General features: G+C 73.6%; 17 protein-coding genes. 14 read left to right on the top strand and 3 right to left on the bottom strand.

Annotation, left to right across the window (positions count from 1 at the left end; all coding sequences use genetic code 11):
- Positions 1 to 1,408: 1,408 nt before the first annotated feature.
- The 14 genes from QOZ88_RS02985 (at position 1,409) to QOZ88_RS02920 (ending at position 21,144) form a co-directional block, all read left to right on the top strand.
- Positions 1,409 to 1,726 carry a trypco2 family protein gene (locus tag QOZ88_RS02985; protein WP_305998309.1) on the top strand — a complete coding sequence of 106 codons (318 nt, stop codon included), beginning with the start codon at positions 1,409 to 1,411 and terminating at the stop codon, positions 1,724 to 1,726.
- Entirely contained in the window at positions 1,671 to 4,754 is a 3,084-nt protein-coding gene (locus QOZ88_RS02980) for a trypsin-like peptidase domain-containing protein (protein WP_319946868.1), read from the top strand. Before QOZ88_RS02985 ends, QOZ88_RS02980 begins: the two co-directional genes overlap by 56 nt.
- Before the next feature lie 44 nt (positions 4,755 to 4,798).
- Entirely contained in the window at positions 4,799 to 5,875 is a 1,077-nt protein-coding gene (locus QOZ88_RS02975; RefSeq protein WP_305998307.1) for a hypothetical protein, read from the top strand.
- Between the two features lie 206 nt (positions 5,876 to 6,081).
- Positions 6,082 to 6,738 (top strand): hypothetical protein, encoded by a 657-nt coding sequence (locus QOZ88_RS02970; protein ID WP_305998306.1) that lies wholly within the window; start codon positions 6,082 to 6,084, stop codon positions 6,736 to 6,738.
- Between the two features lies 1 nt (position 6,739).
- Positions 6,740 to 7,042, top strand: a complete 303-nt coding sequence (locus QOZ88_RS02965) for a LysM domain-containing protein (RefSeq protein WP_305998305.1) — start codon at positions 6,740 to 6,742, stop codon at positions 7,040 to 7,042.
- Positions 7,043 to 7,139: 97 nt separating this feature from the next.
- Complete coding sequence (locus tag QOZ88_RS02960; protein ID WP_305998304.1) at positions 7,140 to 8,186, top strand: hypothetical protein; 1,047 nt, start codon at positions 7,140 to 7,142, stop codon at positions 8,184 to 8,186.
- Complete coding sequence (locus QOZ88_RS02955) at positions 8,183 to 8,680, top strand: phage baseplate assembly protein V (protein ID WP_305998303.1); 498 nt, start codon at positions 8,183 to 8,185, stop codon at positions 8,678 to 8,680. The genes QOZ88_RS02960 and QOZ88_RS02955 overlap by 4 nt, the downstream gene beginning before the upstream one ends.
- Positions 8,680 to 8,997: a hypothetical protein gene (locus tag QOZ88_RS02950; protein ID WP_305998302.1), complete on the top strand. Its 318-nt coding sequence runs from the start codon at positions 8,680 to 8,682 to the stop codon at positions 8,995 to 8,997. The genes QOZ88_RS02955 and QOZ88_RS02950 overlap by 1 nt, the downstream gene beginning before the upstream one ends.
- Positions 8,994 to 9,365: a GPW/gp25 family protein gene (locus QOZ88_RS02945; protein ID WP_305998301.1), complete on the top strand. Its 372-nt coding sequence runs from the start codon at positions 8,994 to 8,996 to the stop codon at positions 9,363 to 9,365. The genes QOZ88_RS02950 and QOZ88_RS02945 overlap by 4 nt, the downstream gene beginning before the upstream one ends.
- The gene (locus QOZ88_RS02940) at positions 9,362 to 11,866 is read left to right on the top strand and encodes a putative baseplate assembly protein (RefSeq protein ID WP_305998300.1); all 2,505 of its coding nucleotides are present in this window, start codon (positions 9,362 to 9,364) and stop codon (positions 11,864 to 11,866) included. The genes QOZ88_RS02945 and QOZ88_RS02940 overlap by 4 nt, the downstream gene beginning before the upstream one ends.
- A complete protein-coding gene (locus QOZ88_RS02935; protein WP_305998299.1) occupies positions 11,863 to 14,352 on the top strand; it encodes a baseplate J/gp47 family protein in 2,490 nt (829 codons plus the stop codon). The genes QOZ88_RS02940 and QOZ88_RS02935 overlap by 4 nt, the downstream gene beginning before the upstream one ends.
- A complete protein-coding gene (locus QOZ88_RS02930) occupies positions 14,349 to 16,526 on the top strand; it encodes a hypothetical protein (protein WP_305998298.1) in 2,178 nt (725 codons plus the stop codon). Before QOZ88_RS02935 ends, QOZ88_RS02930 begins: the two co-directional genes overlap by 4 nt.
- Positions 16,527 to 16,529: 3 nt before the next feature.
- Complete coding sequence (locus QOZ88_RS02925) at positions 16,530 to 19,421, top strand: DUF6519 domain-containing protein (protein WP_305998297.1); 2,892 nt, start codon at positions 16,530 to 16,532, stop codon at positions 19,419 to 19,421.
- A gap of 304 nt (positions 19,422 to 19,725) precedes the next feature.
- Complete coding sequence (locus QOZ88_RS02920; protein WP_305998296.1) at positions 19,726 to 21,144, top strand: hypothetical protein; 1,419 nt, start codon at positions 19,726 to 19,728, stop codon at positions 21,142 to 21,144.
- Between the two features lie 81 nt (positions 21,145 to 21,225).
- On the opposite strand, the gene QOZ88_RS02915 is transcribed toward QOZ88_RS02920, so the two are convergent.
- The 3 genes from QOZ88_RS02915 to QOZ88_RS02905 are packed head-to-tail and all read right to left on the bottom strand — an operon-like array spanning position 21,226 to position 24,532.
- The gene (locus tag QOZ88_RS02915) at positions 21,226 to 23,142 is read right to left on the bottom strand and encodes an ATP-binding protein (RefSeq protein ID WP_305998295.1); all 1,917 of its coding nucleotides are present in this window, start codon (positions 23,140 to 23,142) and stop codon (positions 21,226 to 21,228) included.
- Entirely contained in the window at positions 23,139 to 24,410 is a 1,272-nt protein-coding gene (locus QOZ88_RS02910; RefSeq protein ID WP_305998294.1) for a DUF4255 domain-containing protein, read from the bottom strand. Before QOZ88_RS02910 ends, QOZ88_RS02915 begins: the two co-directional genes overlap by 4 nt.
- A complete protein-coding gene (locus QOZ88_RS02905; RefSeq protein WP_305998293.1) occupies positions 24,407 to 24,532 on the bottom strand; it encodes a hypothetical protein in 126 nt (41 codons plus the stop codon). Before QOZ88_RS02905 ends, QOZ88_RS02910 begins: the two co-directional genes overlap by 4 nt.
- Between the last annotated feature and the right edge of the window lie 423 nt (positions 24,533 to 24,955).

The following is a 24,955-nucleotide window of genomic DNA, read 5'->3' as shown; positions in this document are numbered from 1 at the left end:
TGCCGACGTGCACGTCCTGACCGCGCGCGACCTCGGCAGCCTCAGGACCCGGGGCCGGGCTGACGTCGGCCTTCAGCGCGCTTCCCCAGCGGCCCCGGCTCGCCGCGGTCAGCGTGAGGCCGCCCGCGTCGAGGACGGTCGCGGTCGCCGCTGTGCTGCCCCGGCCGCCGGCGGCCGGACGACGACCGCGGCGATGCCGCCGTTGACCTAGTACCGCGTCACGCAACCTTCGACTGGTTCAAGCTGGGCCGACTAGCGCTTCGCGTCAGGACAGTGTGCGCAGACGCGCCATTCCCGTGCCGAAAACTGACCATCTGCGCACTCCGTCGCCATCCGTGGCGGTCTCGGGAAGGCAGCCGCCAGGCAGGCGAACGTTGACGGCCGCAGTACTAGTAGTCCGGGCGGCTTGGCCGAGCGCGCTCTCGCGCCACAGTCACCGAACTACCGGTCAAACTGCCCATCCCAAGTGATGCGCGTCGGGGTGTCGACGGGTCCTCGCAGTGCGCGGCCGACAAACGCGGTCACCGCGGTCGCGACCCCGGTGATCGTCCGGCCATCGCTAGGAATCTCATGGACGTAGACACACCCGGGTAGGTGAGCGTGGGCGGCATGGCGGCTCCTGACGCTGGCGGCGTCGTCACCGTCGCCGGCGGTCATCGCTCCCGCGTCACGCCCGCTGTGCGTCCCGTCGGGCCGCGGACCGCCGGCGGCGAACCTGCTTGACGAGTCGGTGACGCAGTACCCGTTACCGTCCGGCTCCGGCAGGCCGCCCTCCCTCCGGCGGCTGGCTGACGACCGGTCGGTCCCCAGCGCAAGTGAAGAGGCGTAGGACGTGGCCGTCGCGCTTTACTGGTGGCACCTGGATATCAAGCTGGACCAGAAAGAAGGCGGTGAGGAGGGCCCACGCTGCGACGGTGAGCGCCCTCAGGGGCGGCAAGTTGAAGGCGGACGACGCCCCCGTGACCTACTTCTCGAGCAGTCTCATCACGACGGGCGCCTGCATTTCCAGCAGTAAAGGCGTTGACGAAGGTCGTAGTGATTGCTGCTGGCGAGAACGGAAAGCAGACGCTCAACACCATGCAGGAGATTCGCGATGGCACGATGGCATGCAAAGCGGCGGCCCATTCGAGTAGCGTCGCGGGCGCAGGACGCCGTGCTGGTGCCCCGCGCATCGCGGGAAACGCCCGGCTCGAGCGTTGCGCGGGGGTCGTCGGCGACCCGGCCCTGGCCCGGCGCGGCTAGGGCCTGTCGTGACCAGCCGTGGGACCCGCCCGTCACTGAAACTGAACAGTCGAATGTGGGCTGTCGTTGACGAATGGGCCGAGCTGTGGGGGCGAACCGATACTCCTTGCCAGCGAATGTTGGCTTTTGGCATGCTGACGCCCTCAGCGCGCTCTGGGGGATGACCATGGACGTAGCGACCGCTGATCTCGCTGACACCCTTACGAGCCTGCGGCAGCAATTGACGAGCGCAATGCAGCAGGGTGAACGCGAGAGCCTCCGCTTCGAGCTCGGTGCGATCGAGATCGAGTTCGGCGTGGTCGTAACCCGCGACGCCTCGGCCGAGGGCGGCGTCCGCTTCGGCGTCGTCTCGTTCGGGGCGAAGGGCAGTCACTCGCAGGAAGTGACGCACCGCCTGGCCCTCACTCTCACACCGGTGCTCGACGACGGTGCCCGGCGCAGGCCTGCCCTCGTGCGCGACTCGACAGCCGAGGAGCCACGATGACCGACAGCCTCCGGAACTGACTAGGTCGGACATCGTGTCCGGCAATGGCTCACGACTACCGACCGCACGGAACGTCGCGGAAATCTGGGTACCCGCTGACCGCTCGGCTGGGTCCGGCTACCTGCTGTCGAACCGACTCGTCCTCACAGCCCGACACGTCGTGCAAGCCGCCATGCCGACGACCACCCGGTCGGCGCCGGCGAAGCTCGGGCACGACGAGCTGACTGCGCTGCGACACGAGGTCGCTCACCAGCTCCGCTGCCGAGTGCGACGGTTGTCCGCCGGCCCAGGCCAGTCCTTCGCTGACGCGACCGTCGTGTGGTGGCACCCGGCGCGGGATATCGATGCGGCTCTGCTGCTGGTGCTCGATCCGTCCTGGGACAACGCGCCTGCCGAGCCGGTGGCGTGGGCGGAGATCCTCGACGGCTCCGCGCCAGTCGCCTGCACTGCAGTCGGGTTCCCCGCTACCGACGTCCAGGTGGACGCGGACGGCGAGCTGCGGGAGTCACGGCAGTTGATCGGCGTCGTGCCACCGCTGTCGCAGTACAAGCGACAGCGGTGGGCGGTGCACGTCGAGGGCCGCGTCGGCACGGTGATGCGCGCAGGCAGCTCCTGGTCTGGAATGTCCGGCGCGGCGCTGTTCGCACATCACAAGGGGCTTCTCCTCGGGATCGTGGAGGCCGACGTGGATGCGGACGACCCCGAGCGCCGGGAGCTGCGCGCGCAACCCGTCCACACCTTCGCGGACCACCCCGACCTCGTCGACTGGCTGGTCGCCGATGGCGGTGTATGGACGCGAACCCGGCTGGTCGACGACGCGAGCACGCCTCGGAGCACTCGCATCGTCGGCGATCGCATCTCGGGGGGTGTCGGCTGCTGGCGTGACCGGGACGCCCAGCGGGCCGAGCTGCGGGCGCTCGTCCTCTCCCGGCAGAGGGTCATCAGCGTGACCGGGCGTCGCGGGATCGGGAAGAGCGCGATGGTTGCGCGCGTGCTCGCGGACTTCGAGGAGCCCGACCCGCGTCGCAGCCCGCTCGAGGACGTCGACGGGCTCGTCTACCTGTCCACGCGCACCGGTCCCGGTTCCCTGACGCTGTCCGGGTTGTACGAAGCACTCGCCGGCCTGCTTCCACCCGAGGAGCGCAGCCGCCTGAGCGAGAATCTGAAGAACGTGCGGGAGCGGGCTCTGCCGGCCCTGTGGCAGGCACTCAGCGCGCGTCGCGCCGTGGTAGTGCTCGACAATCTCGACGACCTGCAGGACCCGGGCACTGGCGAACTCCTCGACGCGGAGGTCGTCGCCTTCCTGGACTCCGCCTGCCGGGCACCAGCCGGCCAGACAGTGGTGACGACTTCACAGCGCCCGCTGCGCCTGCCCGGCGACCTCGTGAGTCACGTCCGCGAGCTGGAGCTCGACGCAGGGTTACCGGAGGAGGACGCGGTCCACGTGCTCCGTGCGATCGCGCCCGGCGGCCAGGGGCTGCGAGAACTCTCGGACGAGCAGCTGCGGCAGGCGGCTCGGACGCTCCACGGCATCCCGCGTGGACTGGAGTTGCTGGCCCGCCTGCTGACCGACGACCCGTTTGCGGCTCAGGACGTCCTCGAGTCCGACGTTCCGCCGGAGGAGCTCGTCCGCCAGCTGGTGAGCCAGGGCTGGACGCGGCTCGACGCGATCGGCAGGGCAGTCGTCGGGCTGCTCGCCGCGGCGGGGATTCCGCTGCCTGCGGAGGCCGTGCCCCCAGTGCTGGCCGACGTCGCGAACGCGCGCGAGGTGCGCAGTGTCCTGGCCACCCTGTGGCGCAGCCGGGAGCTCGCATACGACCGGGACTCGGGCCTCGTGCGGTTGCACCCACTCGACGCCGACCACGTGCGCGCCGTGCTGCTGTCCGGCGAGACGCTGCGCCAGCGTGACACCGAATTGGCGAGGTGGTACGCGAGCCAGCGGCGGCCTGTCATCGCGTTGAGGTTCGTGTCGGACGCGATGCCGCACGTCAAGGAGTACGAGCACCGGTGGCGCGCGGGAGACCACGGTGCGGCGCTGACTGCACTGGCCGAGGTCGCCGACTTCCTGGCACGCGGTGGCGAGGGAGCACTGTTGCGCACCGCGCTTCGCCAGGCGGAGCAGCATCCGGACGTGCCGGTCTCGCCCGTGCTGTGGTGCCGCGCCGCGCTCGAGTTCTTCGACGGATCCCTGCACGAGGCGGAGGAGGCGCTGCGGACGCTCGTCGCCCACTCTTCCGGCGACGAGGCCCTCCCCCTTCCGAAAGCAGCCATCGACGTGCGGTATGGGACGACACTGCGGCACCTCGGCCGGGCGCACGAGGCCGTCCGGGTCCTGACAACGGTCGGCGAGGACGATGCGGCGCCGCACAACTGCCGGATGGATGCGCTGTTCGAACAGGCGCTGTCGCTGTGTTACCTGCAGGACGTGCCGGCCGCCGCGATGACTGTCCGGCGGATGGTCGAGTTGAGCCGGGACGACGATCCGCCCTTGTTGCGCGCGCAGCGAGCTGACGTCGAAGCGCTCGTCGCGCTGCTCGAGCAGGACACCGCACGCGCCCTTCGCGCGGTCGAGGAGGGTCTCGACGCCTACCGCGACAGCCCGGAGAGCGACTCCGCGGGTTTCCTCCGCAACGTCCGCGCGCTCGTCCTCCTCGCGCAGGGTGACCCAGAAGGGGCTGAGCAAACTCTCCGCCGGGCCGCCCAGGAGGCCGAGAAGCTGCAGAACCTGCGATTGACGGGGTTGTGCCGGATGAATTTGGCCTGGTCGCTTCTATATCAAGGACGCATCGCCGAGGCCGTGTCCGCCGCTGCCTGCGCGTCTGGCGCACTTGTCCGCAATGGCGCCCTCGAGGCGCCCGCCGCCCAGGCACTGGTCGAGGTCCTCGCGCGCCGGGGCAGCGACGTGCCACTGGAGGCCGCGCTGGACCGGCTCGGAGAGCTCTCGGCGAGCAGCCCCGATCTACACCAGCCCGGCACCCTCGCGCGGGTGGCTCTCGGCTCGGGTGCCGGCGGGATGAGAGATCGATGAGCTCAGGTCCTTCATCTTTCACAGTCGCCGGTCGAGGAGGGCGCATGCCGAACGTCTCCAGCTTGCAGAAGTACTTCCCTCTGGACGAGGACTGCGAGGCAGCGCTGCTGCTGCTGCAGTTGACGGTCGCCTCCGCGTTGCGCGACGCCCCTCCGGACGAGATCGACGGGGTCATCCGCGATCACCAGGACCTGTTCGACCGGCTCGGTCCGCACATCACCGGTAGCGCTTATGTCGAGTCATTGCGCAACCGCTCGAGCCTCTGGCGCAACAACCTGCTCGCCTGGGTCGGTGACCAGCCCGAGATGAAGCCCTGCGGCGACCAGGTGCACCGGCTCGTCGTCCTCCTGGAAGTCTGCACATCGTCCGTGTTCGTCGATTGCGAGCGGTTGCAGGCGGCCGCGGCGGTCCGGCGAACCGATTTCTTGCTCGACCTGCTGGAGGTCGATGGCTGGTGCGGCGACGTCCGGCTGCGCTACGTCGAGGCAGTCCAGATCCTGGTGGGACAGCTGCGCAAGGGGTGGCTGCCGAAAGCCGCGTCGCGCGCCCGCAAGGTCGCCGACCTGTTCAGCCATGTCGACCCCAACATGGGGCTGGCAGCGGCCGTGCTCGGCTGGGTCGACGACGAGCCCAAGGTCGCGGTACCCGTTTCCCCGACGCCGGTTCTTGCCAGGGTCCTGGGTGTGTGTCTACTCGCTCTGCCTGAGCAGCGCGAGGGGCTGGCGTCGGCCGCTGTCAACGTCCTCCTGCGGGACATCGACAGGATGTCCCGCCGAGTGGAGGCGCTGCAGCGCGGCGCCGCTCCTATGTACGCCCCCCGCGCGCTTGCGGAACTGCAGGGCCTGCAGTGCAGCCAGGCGCGCGGCTTGGAGTTCCTCGGGTCGCTGGCTCCGCGCGGCCTCGTCCTCGACGGCGATCACGTGCCGACGCTCGTCGGACACCGCGTGCCGGACGCACGCGCGGTGTTGGCCCGCGTGTCAGGCGACCTGGGAGTCGAGGTCGTGGCTGCGTCCGGCGGCAAGGGAGTCCCCGCGTGGTTCGAGAGCAGCTGGCACGTCGTCGGGCAGGAGCGGCTCGACGAGGGAGTCGTCCGCCTGCTGGTGAGCAAGACCGAGGCCTGATGCTGTGTGGGCCGGCTGCGCTTCGACGCCGTGCCAGCCCCTGACCACAAGACTTCACCGCTCTTGACGGATCGTGACCTGCGTCGCCAGGCGGTGTAGGGGCGTGCCCGCGTCCGCAGCGAGCGGCTCAATCCTGTCCGAGGTTCGGACGCGTCTGATCAGACTGCGGTGACGCACGGGTGACGCTACGCCGTGAGGCTGTGCACGTGAGCAGCTTTCCGGGCACTCCGCGCACGCTCCGGGGTTCGATCGTCGCGGTGGACCCGTGGAGCCCGGCGTCCCGGGTGGTCGTGTTCCAGTACAACCCCGACTCCGTTACGCGAACCCTGCGGCCGCGGGCCGACACCCGTCAGCAGCAGGACCGGGCCGCGGACCCCCACCGCGTCTACGGGGCGCCGACCGAGTCGGTGACGATGACCGTGGAGGTGGACGCCGCCGACCAGCTGGAGGCCGACGACCCGGTCGCCCGGGCGGCCGGTATCGCGCCGGCGCTGGCGACGCTGGAGATGCTGCTCACCCCCAGCAGTGCCCGGGTGATCGCCGACACGGCGATGCTGCTGGCCGGGACGATCGAGATTCTCCCGCCGGCCGGACCGCTCACCGTCCTGGTCTGGGGGCCCGCGCGGGTGCTGCCCGTGCGGCTGGAGACCCTGACGATCACCGAGCAGGCCTTCGACCCGGCTCTGTCGCCGATCCGGGCGAGCGTGGAGCTGGCGCTGCACGTCCTCACCTACAGCGACCTGCCGACGAGCGATCCGGGGTACTGGCTCTCCCTCCGCCACCAGGTGCTCAAGGAGACGCTGGCCACAGTCGGCAGCTCGACCGGGACGGGCGCCGCGCTGGGCGCCCTGGCGGGGGCCTGACGTGGCCAGGGGGAGCCGGTACGACGGCGCGGAGGTCGCGAGCGCCCGCATCGTCGACGGCCGCGGGGGCGAGCGCGAGGTCTCCTACCTGCGGCGGCGCCTGCACGGCACCTCGAGCGCACCCGCGCTGGCGCACCACCGCGTCGCCGAGGAGGACCGGCTGGACCTGGTCAGCGCCCGCTACTACGGCGATCCGATGGCGTTCTGGCGGATCTGCGACGCCAACCACGCCCTGGATCCCGACGACCTCGTCGCGCGCGACGCCGCGGGTCGGCTGCTCGTCGTGCCGGCGCCGGTGGTCTGACGTGCCCGCGCCCGGGGTGCGACTGACGGTCCTCGCGGGACGTGCCGTACCCGTACCCCTGCCCGCGCCCGTGACCGCGCGGCTTCGGCAGGTCCTGGTGACCGAGACCGACGGCGAGCGCTCGGTGTTCACGCTGACCTTCGACGCGGGACGCGCGGGACCGCTCGCCGCCCTGGACACGCGGCTGTTGCAGGATTCGCCGGTCGCCGTCAACGCGCGTGTCGTGCTCGTGCTGACGTTCGGCGCGCTGCCCGCCGTCCTCATGGACGGGATCGTCACGACCGTCGCCCTGACCCCTGGGGACCGGCCGGGCCAGGCCACGCTGACGGCGACCGGGGAGGACCTGTCGCTCCTGCTGGACCGCGAGGAGCGCGACGTCGAGCACGTGGGGCTCGACGACCCCGTCCAGGTGCTGGCGGTGCTCGCGCCGTACGCCGCACGCGGGCTGGTGCCCCTGGTCGTGCCGCCGCCGTCCGCCGACCCGCCGCTGCCGATCGAGCGGGTGCCGACCCAGCACGACACCGACCTCGGGCACCTGACCATGCTCGCCGAGCGCCACGGCTACGTCGCCTACGTCATCCCCGGGCCGGTGCCGGCCACCAGCACCTTCTACTGGGGGCCGCCCGTCCGGGTGGGCGTGCCGCAGCGAGCGGTCTCGGTGGACCTCGGTCCGGAGACGAACGTGACCGCGCCGCCGCAGTTCCGGATCGACGCGCTCGCGCCGGTCACCGTCGAGGGGATGGTGCAGGACCCGCTCACGGGGCGAGCCGTCCCGGTCCGCAGCGGGCCGAGCCTGCGTCCTCCGCTCGCGGCACGTCCGCTGTCGGTGGAGTACGCGGCCGAGCTGCGCCGCCGGCGGCTCCGCCAGAGCGGGACGGGCATCGTCGGCGCCTTCGCGCGGGCACAGGGACAGGCCGAGCGATCCGGTGACGCGGTGGTCGCCGACGGCGAGCTCGACGGCGCGCGCTACGGCGGTGTGCTGCGGCCACGCGGGCTCGTCGGCCTGCGCGGCGCGGGCTGGTCGCACGACGGCCTCTGGTACGTCCGCGAGGTGGAGCACGAGCTGTCCACCGGTGGCTACCGGCAGCGCTTCAGCCTCGCCCGCGAGGGCCACGGCTCCACCGTGCCGGTGGTGCCGGTGTGACGAGCTTCTACGGCAAGCACCGGGGGAGGGTCGAGAGCAATCTCGACCCGCTCCAGCGCGGACGCGTGCAGGTCTCCGTCCCCTCCGTGCTCGGCGAGGGGCGGATGAGCTGGGCCGAGCCCTGCGTGCCGTACGCCGGTGACGGCGTGGGCCTGTTCGCCGTGCCCCCGGTCGGCGCCCACGTGTGGATCGAGTTCGAGGCCGGGGATCCGGACCGGCCGATCCTCGCCGGCTGCTTCTGGGGTGCCGGGCAGGTGCCCGCTGCGCCGGCCGTGGCCGAGGTGAAGGTCTGGAAGACCGAGGGGGTGAGCTTCACGCTCAGCGACCTGCCGGGAGCCGGCGGCCTCACCATCGAGGTCGGACCCCCGGCCGTGCCGGTCGCCATGACGATCGGCTGCACCGCTGCCGGGATCGAGCTGAGCGTCGGCGCCGCGAAGATCATGCTGACGGCGGCGTCGGTCAGCATCAACGACGGCGCCCTCGAGGTGGTCTGATGCCCGGCTCGCTGGTGCAGCAGGGCGCCTCGGTGCTGTGCGCCCACGGTGGTCAGGCGCAGCCGACCGCGCCGAACCCCCGCGTGCTGCTCGGTGGGGCACCGTCCGTGCAGCTGGCGGCGCCGTGGACGGTCGCGGGCTGCCCGCTGCCGCCGAACGCCGGCGGGCCCTGCGCCACCGCCTCGTGGACGTCGGGCAGCGTCCGCGTCACCTCGCACGGGCAGCCGCTCGTCCTGCAGGGGGGCTCCGCGACCTGCGTGCCGACCGGCGTCCCCCTCACCGTGCTCCTCGCGCAGCCGCGGGTGCGAGCGTCATGACGCACCTCGCCTTTCCGCTGCGCCTCGACGGCCGGGGGCGCACCGCCCTGGCCGACGACGAGGCGTACCTGCAGGGCCTGGTCGAGGTGGTGCTGTTCACCCGGCCCGGAGAGCGGGTCAACCGGCCGGATCTCGGCAGCGGCATCGACCGCCTGGTCTTCGCACCGTCGGGCGACGAGCTGGCCGGTGCCACGCGTGCCCTGGTGCACGGCGCGCTGCAGCAGTTCCTCGGCGACCTCATCCGGGTCGAGGACGTGCAGGTCCGGGCCGTCGAGACGCTGCTCGAGGTCACGGTGGTCTACAGCCCGCTGCAGGCACCGGTCGCCGATGGCCCACGGGTTCTCCGGGTGTCCGGCGGTGCGGCGTGACGGCCTCCGGCCCGGGCGCACCGGTGGACCGCGAGGCCCGGCGTGCGCTCATCGAGGGGCACCCGACGCTCGACGGCATCGACTTCGTCGAGGTCCTGGCCGACCAGCGCACGCTGCTGGTCCACCTGCTCAACCGCGACGTGCCGCCCGGCTGGGACCGCAGCCGGGTCGCCGTCATCGGCGGTGTCCGGGTCGACGCGCGCGTCAATCCGGTCGGGCTCGTCTGGGCCTGGCCGGCGGCGGTGCTCGCGCAGGCGTCGGAGGACGACCTGAGGGCGCTCGGCGCCGGCCCCGCCGACGCCGAGATGGTGCGGGCGTCCGTGCCCGAGCAGGCGCGGGGCGGGGTGCTGGTCGTCCGGACGACCACGAGCGGCGACTTCTCACGGTACGTGCTGCGCCTGCTCGGGCCGACCGGTGCGGGCGTCCCCGACGACGTCGACGTCCCGCTGGCCGAGGCGCCGTTCTCGTTCAAGGTGGACTGCTCCACCGGGTCGGACTGCCGCCAGGAGGCCGCCTGCCCACCGATCGACACGGCCGCGCCCGTGCTGGACTACCTCGCGCGCGACTACGACGCTCTGCGCACCCGGCTGCTCGACCGGCTCTCGCTCCTGCTCCCCGGGTGGGACGACCGCAACCCGGCGGACGTCGGCGTCATGCTCGTGGAGCTGTTCGCCGCCGTCGGGGACCGCCTGGCCTACTGGCAGGACGCCGTCGCGGTGGAGGCCTACCTGGCGACCGCGCAGCAGCGCTCGTCGGTGCGCCGCCACGCGCGGATGCTGGACTACGCGGTGCACGAGGGGTGCGCGGCGCGGACCTGGGTCGCACTGACGTCTGCCGCAGCCTTCACCCTGCGTGCCGGCGCGCCCGTCGCCGACCTGCCGCTGCCCGGTGCCGCACCGGGGGAGGCGGCCGAGGCCGGGGCCGTGGTCTTCGAGACCTGCACCGATCTCGCCGTGCGCCCGGCGCGCAACGCCGTGCCCCTGCACGCCTGGGGCGATCCCGACCACTGCCTGCCGCGGGGCGCGACCTCGGCGTTCCTCGCCGCACCGTCGGCCACCGGGGACCCGGAGCTGCGGGCGGGAGACCTGCTCGTGCTAGCCGACCGCGCGGCCGGCGGCGCTGTCGTGGACGGCGACCCGGACCGGCGTCATGCGGTGCGGCTGATCCGCGACGCCGTGCGCCGTGAGGACCGCCTCGCCCCCGACCTGACGGTGCTCGAGGTCCACTGGCACCCCGAGGACGCGCTCCCGGCGCCGCTGCGCGTGACGGGTCGCACCGCGGACGGCCGCACTGCTGCGCCGGTCGCCCTCGCCAACGTCGTCCTCGCCGATCACGGGGCGACCGTCGAGGAGGGGCTGTCGCCGCCTCAGGTGCCTGCGGACGGGCCCTACCGTCCGGTGCTGGCGCGTCGCGGACTCGCCTGGGCCGACCCGACCGGTCTGACCGACCGGCCGGCCGACCGTGCACGGGGCTCCTGGGCGTCGGCGAGCGCCCTGCTCGTACCGGACGCGCGTGCGGCGAGGGCGGCGCTGGAATTGGACGACGGCGTGCGGACGTGGCGCCCGAGGCGGGACCTGCTGGCCAGCGGCCGGCTGGACGCGCACGTCGTCGTCGAGCCCGAGGTCGACGGGGTGGCGCACCTGCGTTTCGGGGACGGCATCGCAGGGCGCCGTCCGTCGCGCGGCAGCGTGCTCCGAGCGCGCTACCGGCTGGGCGGGGGGCAGGGCGGCAACGTCGTCGCGGGCCGCCTCACCACCCTGCTGCTGCGGCCGGACGGTGCTCCGGCCGTGCCCACCGGTGCGGACGTCACCGTCTGGAATCCCCTGCCTGCGTCAGGCGGGACCGGTCCGGAGCGGCTGGATGACGTCCGGCAGCTGGCGCCGCACGCCTTCCGGCACCAGCTGCGCGCGGTCGTGCCGGCGGACTACGCCGCGGTGGCGGCGCGCGTGCCCGGCGTCCAGCGCGCCGTCGCCCGCCGCCGGTGGACCGGCTCCTGGTACAACCAGGAAGTCATGGTCGACCCCGTCGCCGGTCACGAAGGGGCGGAGCTCGACGCGGCGGTCACGGCGAGGCTGGAGCTGCGGCGGCGGGCGGGAGTGGACGTCCGGCTCGCTCCGCCGGTGTACGTGCCCCTGCAGATCGGGCTGCGCGGGTGCACCGCGCCCGGGCACTCGGCCGCCGACGTCGCCGGCCGGCTCTCGGACGTCCTGTCCAGCCGGGTCCTGCCCGACGGCCGGCGCGGCTTCTTCCACCCCGACGCGTTCACCTTCGGACAGTCGCTGTACGTCTCCGATGTCGTGGCCGCGGCGATGACGGTCCCCGGACTGGCCTGGGTCGACGTCACCGCCTTCGCCCGCCGCGGGGGGAGCGACGACGACACGCAGCAGGCTCTCGCCGCCGGGCGGCTCGACCTGGGCTGGCGCGAGGTCCTGCGCTGCGACAGCGATCCGAGCAATCCCGAGGCGGGGCAGGTCGAGGTCGAGCTGCGAGGCGGGTCGTGACCGACTGCGGCTGCGACCCCCTGGCGCCGCAGCTCCCCTCGACGGCGAACCCGCCCGCTCAGACGCATCTGCGCCGGCGGGTCGCCACCCACGCGACGGCCCTGGCGCGGATGCGGACGGCCTTCGGAGCTGACGGGCGCTCCCCCCAGCTGCGGGCGCTGGCGCGGCAGTCGGCCGAGGACCCGGCCGTGGCACTGCTGGACGCGTGGGCGGTGGTGTGCGACGTCGTCGCCTTCTACTCCGAGCGGATCGCCGAGGAGGGCTTCCTGCGGACGGCCACCGAGCGGCGGTCGATCCGCGAACTGGCCCGCACCCTGGGGTACGAGCTGCGTCCCGGCGTTTCCGCCCAGGTCGAGCTCGCCTTTACGGGGGAGACGGCACCCGGCGCTCCGGCGGCTGTGACGGTGCCTCGCGGAACGCCCGTGCAGAGCGTTCCCGGCCAGGGCGAGCAACCGCAGACGTTCGAGACGGCCGAAGACCTCGAGGTCCGCGGCGCCTGGAACGACATCCCCCTCGTGGACGCGGAGCCGCAGCACGTCGCCCGCGAGGCGCACCAGCTCTGGCTGCGGGGCCCGACGACGTCCGTACGGCCGGGTGGCCGCCTGCTCGTCGTCCGAGGGACCGTCTCCCGGCTCCGGGTCGTGGACGGCGTAGAGCCGGAGCCGGCCGGGCACGCGGGATGGACGCGCCTGAGACTGGTCCCGGCAACGGACACCGGGGGCGCCGGCGAGGCGTGGGACGGACCGACCGAGGTCTACGCGTTCGGCGAGCGGGCGAGCCTGTTCGGCTGGAACGCCCCGGACCCGAACCTGCTCGTCACCGAGCACGGTCGCCCTGCCGGCTCGGAGCATGTCGACAGCGACGATGCCGACCAGGACCTCGACCACCACAGGTGGATGGACTTCGGCGTCGACCCGTATGCGCTCGAGCTCGACGGCGACCGTCCGTCCGTCCGGGCCGGGACGGACGCCTGGGTGGCCGTCGAGCAGCCCGCAGCCACGGACGACGCGCCACCGATCCTGCACGCTGCCCCCGTCACGAAGGTCGTCCCGGACGGCGCCCAGCGGTATGCGCTCAGCGGCAGGATCACCCGCGTCCTGCTCGCCGGCCCTCGCCGGGCGGTCCCGGAGCTCGAACGCCGCCGGGCGGTCGTGCACTGCGCCTCGTGGCCGCTGCCGGCTCAGGAACGGCCGAGGACGGGGCCCGTCGCCGGCACGGAGCTCGAGGTCCACGCGACCGACCCGCCTCTGCCCGTCGGACGGTCCGTGCTCGTCGTCGGCGTCGACGCCGCAGAGGGACAGCCGCAGGTCCAGGCCGCCACCGTGACCGGCTGCACGCCGAGCGGTGAGCGGCGGATGCGCCTCGAGCTCGACAGGAGCGTGACGGGTCTGCGCCCCGACTCCGTCCGGGTGCGGGGCAACGTCGTTCCCGCGAGCCACGGCGAGACCGTGCGGCAGGTGCTGGGCAGCGGGGACGGGCGTGTCTCCTTTCCCTGCTTCCGTCCGCGGCGGGCGCCGCTGACGCACGTCCGGTCGACGACCACCCCGGAAGGGGCGGCCCCCGAGCTCGAGGTCCGGGTCGACGGCGTCCTGTGGGAGCGCGTGCCGCGGCTGGACACGGCCGGCCCGCAGGACCGGGTCTACGTGGTCCGCCACGACGAGGACGGCGGAGCGGACGTCGTCTTCGGCGACGGCCTGCACGGCGCGCGCCTGCCGACGGGCGAGGAGAACGTGTCCGCCACCTACCGCGTGGGCATCGGCGCGCCCGGTGCGGTCGGAGCCGGGCAGCTGTCGCTGCTCGTCCGGCGCCCGCTGGGCGTGCGGCAGGTCGAGAACCCGGCGCCGGCGGCTGACTGGGCTCCGCCGGAAGAGCTCGAGCAGGCACGGGTCAACGCGCCGGTGCGGGTCCGGACGCTCGACCGGGCGGTGTCGGTGGCCGACCACGAGGACCTCGCCCGGGGCTACGCCGGGGTCGGCCCGGCCCGCGCCGACCTGGTGTGGGACGGACGCCGCGAGCTGGTGGTCGTCACCTTGCTCGGCACCGACGCATCCGCGGTGAGCGCCGGTCTGCGCACCGACGTGCACGCCGCCCTGGCCGCCGTCCGGGACCCTGGCACACCGCTGGAGGTGCGGGCCGGACAGGTGCTCCCCTTCGGCCTCAGCGTGGCCGTCCGGCACGATCCGGCCCACGAGCGCGCCGCGGTGGAGGACCGGGTGCGCGCCGCCCTGACGGCGGCGTTCGGGCCGGCGGTGCGGACGTTCGCGAGCCCCGTGTCGTCCGCGGCCGTCCTCGTCGTGGTCCGGCAGGTACCCGGCGTGCTGGCCTGCACCGTGCCCCGGCTCGAGCCACCGCCGGACCACGAGGAAGCGAGGGTCGCCGAGGGGCTGCTCACCGCCGCGCCGGCGCGCTGGCACGGCGGCGTGCAGGCCGCTCAGCTGCTGGCCCTGGACCCGGATGGCCTCGTGATCGGGGAGATGACGCAGTGAGCGGGGGAACGGGTGCCGCCCGTCAGGCGGACGCCCTGGAGCGGCTGCTGGCGCTGGTGCCCGTGCACGTCCGGGCCCGGGACGAGGCATCGTCGGAGCACCTGCTGCGCTCGCTGCTCGCCGCGGTCGCCGGAGAGCTCGCCGTCCTCGAGTCCGACATCGAGGAGCTCTACGCCTCCTGGTTCGCCGAGACGGCCCCCGAGTGGGTCGTCCCCTACCTCGGCGACCTCGTCGGCGTCACGGACCTGCCGCCCGGGCCGCTCGAGCGGGGCCTCGGGGTGGGGTCGGCCGCGGCCGGCAGCCGGCGTGCCGTCGTCGCGAACACGGTGGCCTACCGCAGGCGCAAGGGCACCGCGGCGGTGCTCGAGCAGCTCGCCCGCGACGCGACCGGGTGGCCCGCCCGTGCGGTCGAGCAGTTCCGGCGGCTCGCCGTGTCGACGCACGTCAACCACGTCCGGCTCGACCGCACGGCGACCGTCTCCCTGCGCTCGGCCGGCATCCTGGAGCTCGGCACCACCGGCACGGCGCGGGGGGCGCTCTCGTCGACCGCCCACACCGTCGAGGTCCGCACCGCCCCCAGCGGCCGGGGGCGGTACGGCATCTCGAACGTCGGGCTGTTCCTGTTCCCGCTGCAGGTCTACGAGGCCCGGGACGTGCCCGCCCGAGCCGGCAGCGACGGCTGGAGCGTCCACCCGTTGGGGCACCGGACGCCGCTGTTCGCCGTGCCGGTGCCGGAGGACGGCGTCGAGCAGGTCGCCGAGGAGGTCCACCTCCCGGTGCCGCTGCGGCCGAGGCGCCTGCTCCACCTGCTCCGCGAGGCCCGGGCAGGGCGGTTGCCCGGGCACGAGCTCCCGCTCGCCGTCCGGGTCGACGAGGAGCAGGCGGCGCTGGACCCCCAGCGGCTCCGGGTCCACGCTCACGAGGACCTGGCAGTGGTCGACGAGGGGGAGGATGCCGGCCGGGTGCTCCCGGGCTGGCAGGTCGTCGTCGACCCCGTCGCCGGCCGGCTGCACCCCTACCTCGACGGGGCGCCCGTGGACCCGCGGAGCCTGCGGGTCCGGTTCGCCTACGGCGACACCGCGGACGTGGGAGCCGGCACCTACGATCGCACCGACACCCACCTGGCCGCGCTGGCCGCTGACCCCTATCGAGGCGACCCCGACCGCGGTGGCCGGCGCGTGGTCGCACAGCTGGCCGTGCGCGCGGACCCGAACGGGAACGCGCTGGGCGGTGCCCTCGCCGACATGGAGGCGTCCTGGGCCGCGCCACAGCAGACGGTGACCGGAGCGACCTCGGTCGTCTCCGTCGGCGACAGCGGTGCGTACGCCGGGCCCCTGGCGGTGCGGTTGCCGGCGCAGACACGCCTGGTGGTGGTCGCCGCCGCGTGGCCGGACACGGTGCGGGTCGACGGCACGATGGCCCCGCCGGCCCCCGGCGTCCACCACCCGGACGGGCTGCTGCCCCGCCTGCAGGGGGACCTCGCCGTCACGGGCGAGGCCGGGAGCAGCCTGGTGCTGGACGGGCTGGTGGTGGACGGCGACGTCGTCGTCGGCGACGGCGAGCTGGGGTCCCTGACACTCAGCTCCTGCACGGTCTCGGGGCGGGTACGGGTCGAGGCGGGGTCGCGCGCCAACCGCGGGCTGCGGGTCTCGCTGTTCCGGACGGTCGCCGGTGGCGTGGACCTCCCGCCCACCGTCCCGGCGCTCCTGCTCACCGACAGCCGCCTCGACGGCAGAGGACAGCGGTGTGTCGTGGGCGCAGCCGCGCACCTGTCGGCCGAGGGCAGCACGCTGCGCGGTGATGTCGAGGTGCGATCGCTCGACGCCAGCAGCTGCCTGCTCGACGGCACGGTGATCGTGGAGCACCGCCAGACGGGCTGCCTCCGCTTCTCCTACGTCGGTCCGGGCTCCCGCGTCCCGCGGCGCTTCCGGTGCGTCCCTCCCTCCGAGTCGGAGCCCGGTCCCCGCCCGGTCTACGTGTCGGACGATCCAGGCTCGCCGTCCTGCCTGGCACTCGCCTCCTCCTGCCCCGACGTCATCGCCGAGGGCGGGGAGCACGGGAGGGAGATGGGTGTCCACCACCACCTGGGACGCCCGCAGCGGGCGGCGGCAGCGCGCCGGCTCCTCGCGCCCTACGTACCGGTCGGGCTGCAGCTCGGCTTCTTCGGGAGGTAGCAGATGCACGGGGACTTCAGTCGCTGGACCTTCGACCCGGAGCAGGGCTACCGCTCGGTGCTGCTCCAGCAGGGACGCGTGCTGCTCGACGCGGACTGGAACGAGCAGGCCGAGATCACCGCCCACCACGACGAGGTGCGGACGCGTGACGTCGTCGGCCGCAGCGGAGGGACGCAAGAGCTGCCGGACGGGAAAGGCGGCGCCGGCTTCGCCGTGGTCGGTCCGGAGGGCGAGCGTCCGGAGGGGGTGGCCTGGGAGGATCTCCGGATCACGACGGGTCGCTACTACGTCGACGGGCTGCTCTGCGAAGCCGCCGCCACCGCCGCCCCCGGGTGGTCGCTCGCCGACCAGCCCCACCTCCCGACGGTCGGGGGCAGACCGGGGCTGCCCGAGCCGCAGGCCGCGGGCCGCCATGCGCTGTACCTCGAGGTGCGTGACCACCTGGTCACCGCCGACGAGGACAGCTCACTGCTCGAACCCGCGCTCGGCGGCCCGGACACGACCGTGCGCCAGCGGACGCTGTGGCAGGTGCGCTGCGTACCGCTCGGGGACGGCGAGCAGTGCTCCGATCTGCACGTCGAGGGGTGGCAGCGGGAGCCTGCCGCCACGATGGCCGCCCAGCTGCGCGTCGAGCCACCGGGCACCGACCCGTGCCTCCTCACGACCGGGGGCGGCTACACCAGGCTGGAGAACCAGCTCTACCGGGTGCAGGTCCACGAACCCGGCGACGGGACGGCGCCGCCGACGTTCCTGTGGTCCCGGGAGAACGGCAGCGTCGTCGCCTGCGTGACCGCCCTCGAGCTCACGACGACCCTCAGCGACATGGACGCCGTCGCCACGCTCGACCGGGAGGGCCGCGACGACGAGCTGGCGTTCCGGCAGGGCGACCTCGTCGAGCTGACGAGCGTCGACCTCCAGCTGCGCGGTGAGCCGGGGCTGCTCGCTGAAGCCGGCGCGCCGCTCGGGCTCGACCTGCCGCTGTCCTGGCGCGACGGGGGGCCGACGTCGCTCCAGGAGCTCGGCGACACCCCGCTCGTCCGGCGGTGGGAAGGCGGTCCGCACCCGGCGACGTCGACCGCGACCGAGCTCGAGGGCGGGATCACCGTCACGTTCGCCGGCGAGGGACCGGGCCGGACCGGCGACTTCTGGCTCGTGCCCGCGCGCGCGGTGCGCCTGTCCGACGGCATCGCCTTGAAGAGCGGGACACTGCTGTGGCCGCAGCAGACCGAGGGCCAGGGGATCGCGCTGCCGCCGCACGGGCCGCGGCGCCACGTCACGCCGCTCGCGGTCCTGGAGAAGACGGAGGCCGGTTGGACACTGGAGTCGGACTGCCGGCGGCTGTTCCCACCGCTGACCGAGCTGGTCACCCTCGACCTCGTCGGTGGCGACGGTCAGGAGGCCCGGCCGGGACAGGTGCTGCCGGAGCCGGTGCGGGTGGTCGTCCGCAACGGCGGGCTCCCCGTCGAGGGGACTGCCGTGCACTTCGCCACGACCGACGGCGGCGCCCTTCTCGCCTCGGCGGACGGCAACGAGATCGGGCCCGACGTGGAGACCACGGATTTGGGCGTCGCGGAGGTCTGGTGGTCGTTGAACCCTTCCGGTCCGACGACGCAGCGGCTGCGGATCACCCGGCTGGACGACCACGGAGAAGGCGTCGGCGTGGTGCTGGCCGTCACCGGGCGGCTCAGCGTCGCGGAGGAGGTCGCCTGGTCACCGCCGGACTGCGAGGGCTTCGCGCAGACGGCGACGGTGCAGGACGCTCTGACGCACCTCGTGACGACCGCGGAGCTGAGGCTGCTCGGGGGCGACGGCCAGCACGCCCACGAGCGAGGCACGGTGCTGCCACACCCCGTCCGCGTCGTCCTCGACAGCCCCTGCGGCCCGGTTCAGGGCGGCGTCGTCGCCCAGGCTGGTCCGGACGGACTGCTCAGGCCCCTCCGGCCCGACGAGTCGCGACCCGACCGGCTCGATCCGGGCCAGGACGGGAGAGACGCGTCGACGGACACGGATGCGGACGGCGTGGCCGGGTTCTGGTGGCAGCCGGGGTTCGCCGAGGAGTCGTCCGAGGCCCTGGTCCTGCAGCCCTCCCACGCCCGTGCAGCACCCCTGAGCCTGAGCGCGCAGCTGTTACCGGCCGTGGGACGACGTCCGGGACTGCACGTGGAGTCCGTGCGTTTCCGGGACGGGGAGGAGTTCCTCAACGACCAGACCTACTCGTTCGACGACCTGGCGAGGGGAATCGACGTGGAGCTCGACGCACCCGTCCGGGAGGAGAGCGTCGCCGGCAAGCCGGTGATGCGTGTGCAGCTCGACCTCCCCTGGCCATCGAGCGGCGACTGGGCGTCGTCCACGGTCGGGTACCAGACCGTGGAGCTCGGAGCCGACCTGGCCGCCGACGGCGCTCTGCTCCGCTGGTCGCCCTGGCAGGAAACGGGTGGCTGGCTGCAGCAGGAGTTGCCGGAGCAGCTGGCGGGACGCGATTGGCAACGGCCCATCGTGGGACGGTTCGTGATCGACGGCTGGGCCGTCATCTCCGCGGAGGAGCGGGCCAGGCACCTGAACGGGCATGCCGACACCAGGCTCCAGGACGGCGTCACGGTGCTCCGGCTGCCGACGGACGACGAGGTCGCGGGCCGTCAGTTCGTCCAGTGGTTCCGGCTGGAGCGGCAGCGCGGTCCCGTCCTGCGGCTCACCGTCGTGCCCGACGTCGTCGGTGAGACGCTGGACACGGCTCGCGCGCTGATCGAGCAGGCCCGCCTCAGGGTCGGAGAGGTGTCCGGGATCGTCGGCCGATCGGCCAAGGTGGCCAGGACGAAGCCGGCGGCCGGCCGCAGGGCGGTCGTCGGTTCACCGGTCGACATCGACCTGACCGGCCGCATCGTCATCCCGCAGTGAGCCAACGATGCCCGGTCGCGCGCATGGTCGACGCCTCCCTCGTGGGAAGACTGACGGATGGGCTCCTCGCCCGGAGCCGGCAGGACGACCTGGCACCACACGGAAGGCCATAGCGTCCAGCCCCCACAATGTTGCGTCCGTGCCGTTGGTGAGCGCGCCTCGTCCGCTCGGAGCCCGACCGGGCGTCCGGCCGAGCGCCAAACCGCCTCTCGGTGCTCAGTCGAGCGGACGGGAGCGGGGCCAGGTCTTGGAGCAGCGTGTCGAAGTCCTGTCGCGAGGCGCTGCCGACCTCCGACGGGAGACCGTGGACGGCATCGAGGCCGGCATCGCGGACGTCGACCACATGCTCAAAGATCTGGAGCAAGTCGGAGTCCACTATCAGTGTGCATACGACAACTTCGCACGGGTCCTCGCGGCTGGCCACGAGCACAATGCGCTTGTCGATGCGGCGACAGACGCGCTGGTTGGAGCGGTGCTCGGCATAACGCTGGGTGCGACGGTCGCGCTTTCTCTGTCCCGGGTGTTCACGTTGGCGCCGAACGCCGGGTTCGCGCTGCAGGCGGCAGCAGAAGTCCGTAACGGTCTCGTGGCAACCGTGATGCAGACGTCCCTGGAGGCCGCTGGAGAGGCTGCGGTCAAGGCATCGCAGGCTCCGGGGCAGGACCAGCCACCGGAAGTAGGACGCGCCCGGCATGAGCGGCAGCACCCGACGATGCAGCGGGTCGCGACCTACCAGCAGGCCGCGGACTTGTATCGGCGTCTCGCCACGCTGGCTGCGCGGGCGCAACGCACGATGGACGTGGCGGCGCTCGTGAGCAACCTACGAGCGGACAGCCGCGAACTGGCCGTCACAGGAACGGTGGCCCGCACAGGAGTGGAAGAGTTGGAGCGAGAAGTCCGCGACCTGGACGCTCTCATCGGTCGACATGAAGAGGTCGCGCGCTCGGTGCAGGAACTGACTCGTAGCGTCGCCTCGGCGCGGGCCGACGCTGCCGTCGCCCTCGCCGAGATCGATGAACGACGCCTCGAGCGTGACATCTGGATCGTCTGGATGGGCTCCTTGACTCCTGAGCAGGCGGAGGTGCTCGACTCGACTCCGGTGGAAGATCGTCTTCACGACATGGGAATCATGGCCCGGCGCGGATACGGCGGCGCGCAATCTTCTTGGCAGAGCACCATCGGTTGGTCTGTGGGCGTCTACCACTCCGACGCCGAGTCACGAGAGGGAGTGCGCCTGGCGCGGGAGGCAGCAACCTCGCTGCAGATGACAGGAAGGGCCGGAACCTATCGGAGACGTGGGAGGGGTGGTGTCTTCGTCGACTCTGACGGGCGGGAGTGGCCGGCGCGACACCGCCGCAGCGACACCGGCCTCGACGACACGCCGGTCGTCGTGGTCAAGGCGAGTCCCGGTGGATTCTTGGAAGTGGACGCCCCTGATGCTGCCGCCGACGATCGGCTAACCAACTTCCGAGGGCGTCAGCTGCTCAACGAGGTGGTGGACCTGACCCGGGTTGTCGAGAGGGTCAACGCGAACGGGCTCATCACGTATCTTGCAATCGGCTCGACCCCTCGCTTTCCGGGTGACACCTGGATGGTCCGGTTGGTGAGCATGGAGGGGCGGGCTGGCAGACCCGTCCGACAAGGTCGCGTGATTGCGATCGAGCGTGCCGGCACGTTCATGCCAGCTGGCAGCGTCCCGGTCCTTCGATGCGTGCCTCTTTGAGGTGATCGAGAGGGGGTCGGGGGCAACTCGAGGTCCACAATTCACTCATGCAGCCTCGCGAGCGAGCAGTGAGGCCGGTCGTCACGAGGTCCCGAACGACCGCCCGCTCTTGGCCAGCTCCCACCGGGTCGCGGTCGCGACCATGTCGGCATCGACCATCCCCGTCTCGGCACCGAGGTACGCCGCCGTCAGCGCCGCCGCGGCGATGCCGCCGCCGGGCAGGTCCACGGTGGCGAGCCGCGCCGGGTCCAGCCCGGCGGTGGGCGTCGCCGCGGGGAACGCCCGCCGCCACAGCGCCTCCCGCGCGGCCTTGTCCGGGTAGGTGAAGGTCACCACCGTCCGCAACCGGCGCAGGAAGGCCTGGTCGAGCGCTGACCTGGCGTTCGTCGTCAGCAGGGCGAGGCCGCGGAACGACTCGATGCGCTGCAGCAGGTAGCCGACCTCGAGGTTGGCGTAGCGGTCGTGGCTGTCCCGTACCTCGGTGCGCTTGCCGAAGAGGGTGTCGGCCTCGTCGAACAGCAGCACCGCGGCGCCGTCCTCGGCCGCGTCGAACACCCGGCCCAGGTTCTTCTCCGTCTCGCCGATGTACTTGCTCACCACCTGGCTGAGGTCGACGACGACGAGGTCCAGCCCGAGCTCGCCCGCGATCACCTCCGCCGCCAGCGTCTTGCCCGTGCCGCTCGGCCCGGTGAACAACGCCGCCGTCCCCAGCCCCCGCCCCGACCGGTCGGCGAATCCCCACTCGTGCAGCACCCGGCTGCGGTGGCGCACCGCCGCGACCAGGGCGCGCAGCTGCTCGATCTTGGCCTCCGGCAGCACCAGGTCCTCCCACCGGGCCCGCGGCGTGATCACCTGGGTGCCCGGGAACCGACCGCGCGACCGGGCCCGGCAGGCATCCCACAGCGGTATCCCGTGAGCGGCGTCCCGGGCGGCGAGGTCCAGATCGGGCAGGGACAGGTCGAACACGCCGGCGACCGTCTCCACCTCCCGGCTTCCCGCCGCACCCGGCGCCGGCCCGGCCAGCGCGCGCCGCACGGCGGCGAGACGCTCCGGGATCGGCAGCCGCGGTACCCGCACCGCTACCGGCTCCGGTGCCCCGGCGACCGGGTCCGCGGCACCGAGCAGCGCCACCGGCGCGTCCATCCCGCAGATCGCCCGGACGGCGGCCCGGGGCTCCTCGCCCCGCGCCGCATCGACGTCGAACGCCCACGCCGCCCCGGCGAGTACCGACTCCCGCTCCATCAGCCGGAGAACCCGGTCCCGGTCGGGCGCGGCTGCGGGCAGGTCCTCGGCGGAGACCGTGTACAGGGAGAGGCCGGTGCGGTCGGCCGCGACGCCAGCGACGCACAGCAGGTTCGGCGGCTGCGGCCCCTGCAGCAACGGGATCCGTCGTTCCCGCCAGGCGTCGGTGACCCGATCGGCCGCGGCCGACAGGGAGTCCGGGAGCGCAGGGTGCGGGCACACCGGTCGGGCGATCACCGCCAGCTCCGGCTCGAGGTAGTCGGCGCCGAGCAGCGAGTGCAGCACCCGCTCGTCGACGGTGAGCCGGGCCCCGGTGACCGACTCGGCGCCGGGCGGGTGCAGCAGACGCCAGCGGCGCAGCGGGGCCGCCGGGGTGAGGGCGTTCCAGTGCGCCCCCGGCAGCAGCGACAGCGCCAGCCCGAACGTCGGGCACGGATCACCGTGGACGGCGGTGAGCTCGTCGGCGACCGCGCCCACGAGCTCCGGCCCGGCCGCCAGCAGCAGCACCGCGCGCTCGAAGTCGCTGAGCCCGAACCCGTCGGCGACCCGGTCCAGGCCGTTCGGCTGCAACGCCTGCCCGCGGGCGTCCGCGAGGTCCGCCTCGGCCGCGGTCACCCGCACCTCGAGCCCGTCGGGCTGTCCGGCCGCCGCGCGCAGCCGGACCCGGAGCACCTCCAGCTCGGCGAGCAGGGCGTCGGCGAAGCGGGCGGGCCGCCGTGCGCGTGCGGTCCGCCCGGCCGCGGGGTTCGTCGTCACGGCACCGTGAGCAGCGGGGCGCGGTAGGTGTCCCCGACCAGCTCTGGCAGGCTCTCCACGCCGTCCACCGCCACCCGCACCAGCCACTCGCCGGCCCGCAGCTCCGCCGGGGGCAGCGTCATCCTCGCCCGCGGGCCGGCGTCCGGCCCGACCCGAGGCAGCCGGACGGTGACCTCGTCGTCCTCCGGCTCGCGCTCGTCCTCGTCCGGCTCGTCCGGCGGGCCGGACACCAGCCGGGTGAGCCCGACCGTCACCTGCTGCCCGGGGGCGACCGGCGGGTCGAGCACCAGCACGGTCTCCGACCCGGCGGCCTCGACGGTCACCGCCGGGCGGACCAGCAGCGGCCGCACCGTCGAGGTCGCCACGATCCGCGCCGGCTCGCCGTCCGCCCCCGGGCGGATGTGGACGACCCGGACGGCGTGCAGCCCGGCGGGCACCGCACCGCCCAGGCCCACCTCGACGCGCAGCGGTCCGACCCGGTCGGGCTCCAGCTCGGCGGGGCCCACCCGGACGGCGGTGCGGCATCCCGGTGGAGCGGCCAGCCCGGTGCCCTCCAGCACCACCGTGCCCGAGGAGGTGACGGTCTCCCCGGACCGACCGTGGTGCACCGCGGCCAGCCGCGGCGGGCCACCGACGACGACGCTGACCTGGCGATCCCGGACCGGGAGCGACGTCCGCACCGCCACGTCGGGCTCCAGGACGGCCGTGGTCGCCACGTAGGTCTGGGAGAGCTGGTGCGGGGTCTGGAAGAGCCCCCAGAGCTTCGACAGCTCCTCGAGGCTGAGCGCGTGGGGCGCCACGGTCACGTTGTCGACCTGGTCGCGCAGGTCGGACTCGGCCAGGAACGCGGCGTCGTCCCGCCCGTAGCGGTCCAGGGCGAGGTTCACCACGTCCCGGGTGAGCACCGGGTTCACGGTCAGCGCGAGCGCCGCCCGACCGAGCAGCCGCTGCGCGTCCAGCGACTCGTCGCTGCCGTGGCAGGTGACCAGGTAGTGCAGGTCGAGTGCGGCCACGGGGCGCCGGGTGAGGCCGCCGTCCGGACTCCGCGCCGGCATGTCGGCGAGACTCCGGGCGGGGTTGGTCCGCACCTCGTAGAGGTAGACGTTGATCCCGGGTGACGTCACCAGCTCCGTGTCGGTCAGTCGGTCGGGTCGCAGCGTGGTCACGTCGGCACCACCGACCGGTCCGGGGTGCGGCAGCTCCAGCGCCCGGGCGAGGACGTAGCGCAGGGTGGTGGTGATCGCAGCGATCGCCAGGGAGTTGCTCATGGCGCCTCCCGGCGCCGGGCCAGGTAGGCCCGGTGGTCGATCGCCGGGCGACGGCGCGGCTCCGGCGGCGGGGCGGGCGCGGGTGCGGTGGCACGGGTGACGACGACCTGGTCGATGTGCACGTGCGTCGGGGAGGGCGGGTGCGGGGTGGGCGACCGGAGCCGGTCGGGAGGGGGATGACCGCCCGGGCGGACCTCGATCCGCCCGGCCGTGACCGTGACCTCGCCCCGGGCCGGTGGCGGCGGAGGGCCCTGGAGCGGGGCAGCGACCGCCGGCCGTTCGGTCCGGTCCAGCACGCCACGGGTGACCAGTTCCGGGACCACGTGGTCCCGGAGGAGCGCCTCGACGTCCGGCAGGGAATCCGGGGCGCGCGGATCCGGGGGACGCGGCCGTGCAGGAGGGGCGACGAGGGGCCGGGACGTGGACCTGCGGACGGCGGGTGCGGCACCCGGGCGGGGCTGCTCCCGTTGGGCCGGCCGGGCAGTCGGGTCCGGATCGACGCGAGGAGGTTCCGTACCCGGTGCCGGCCGGACGAGCGGTGTGCC

This window comes from Blastococcus carthaginiensis (assembly GCF_030731085.1).
Taxonomy (GTDB): Bacteria; Actinomycetota; Actinomycetes; order Mycobacteriales; family Geodermatophilaceae; genus Blastococcus; species Blastococcus carthaginiensis.
The sequence above is the reverse complement of the archived record's forward strand: the minus strand, read 5'-3'. Positions and strand labels throughout refer to the sequence as shown.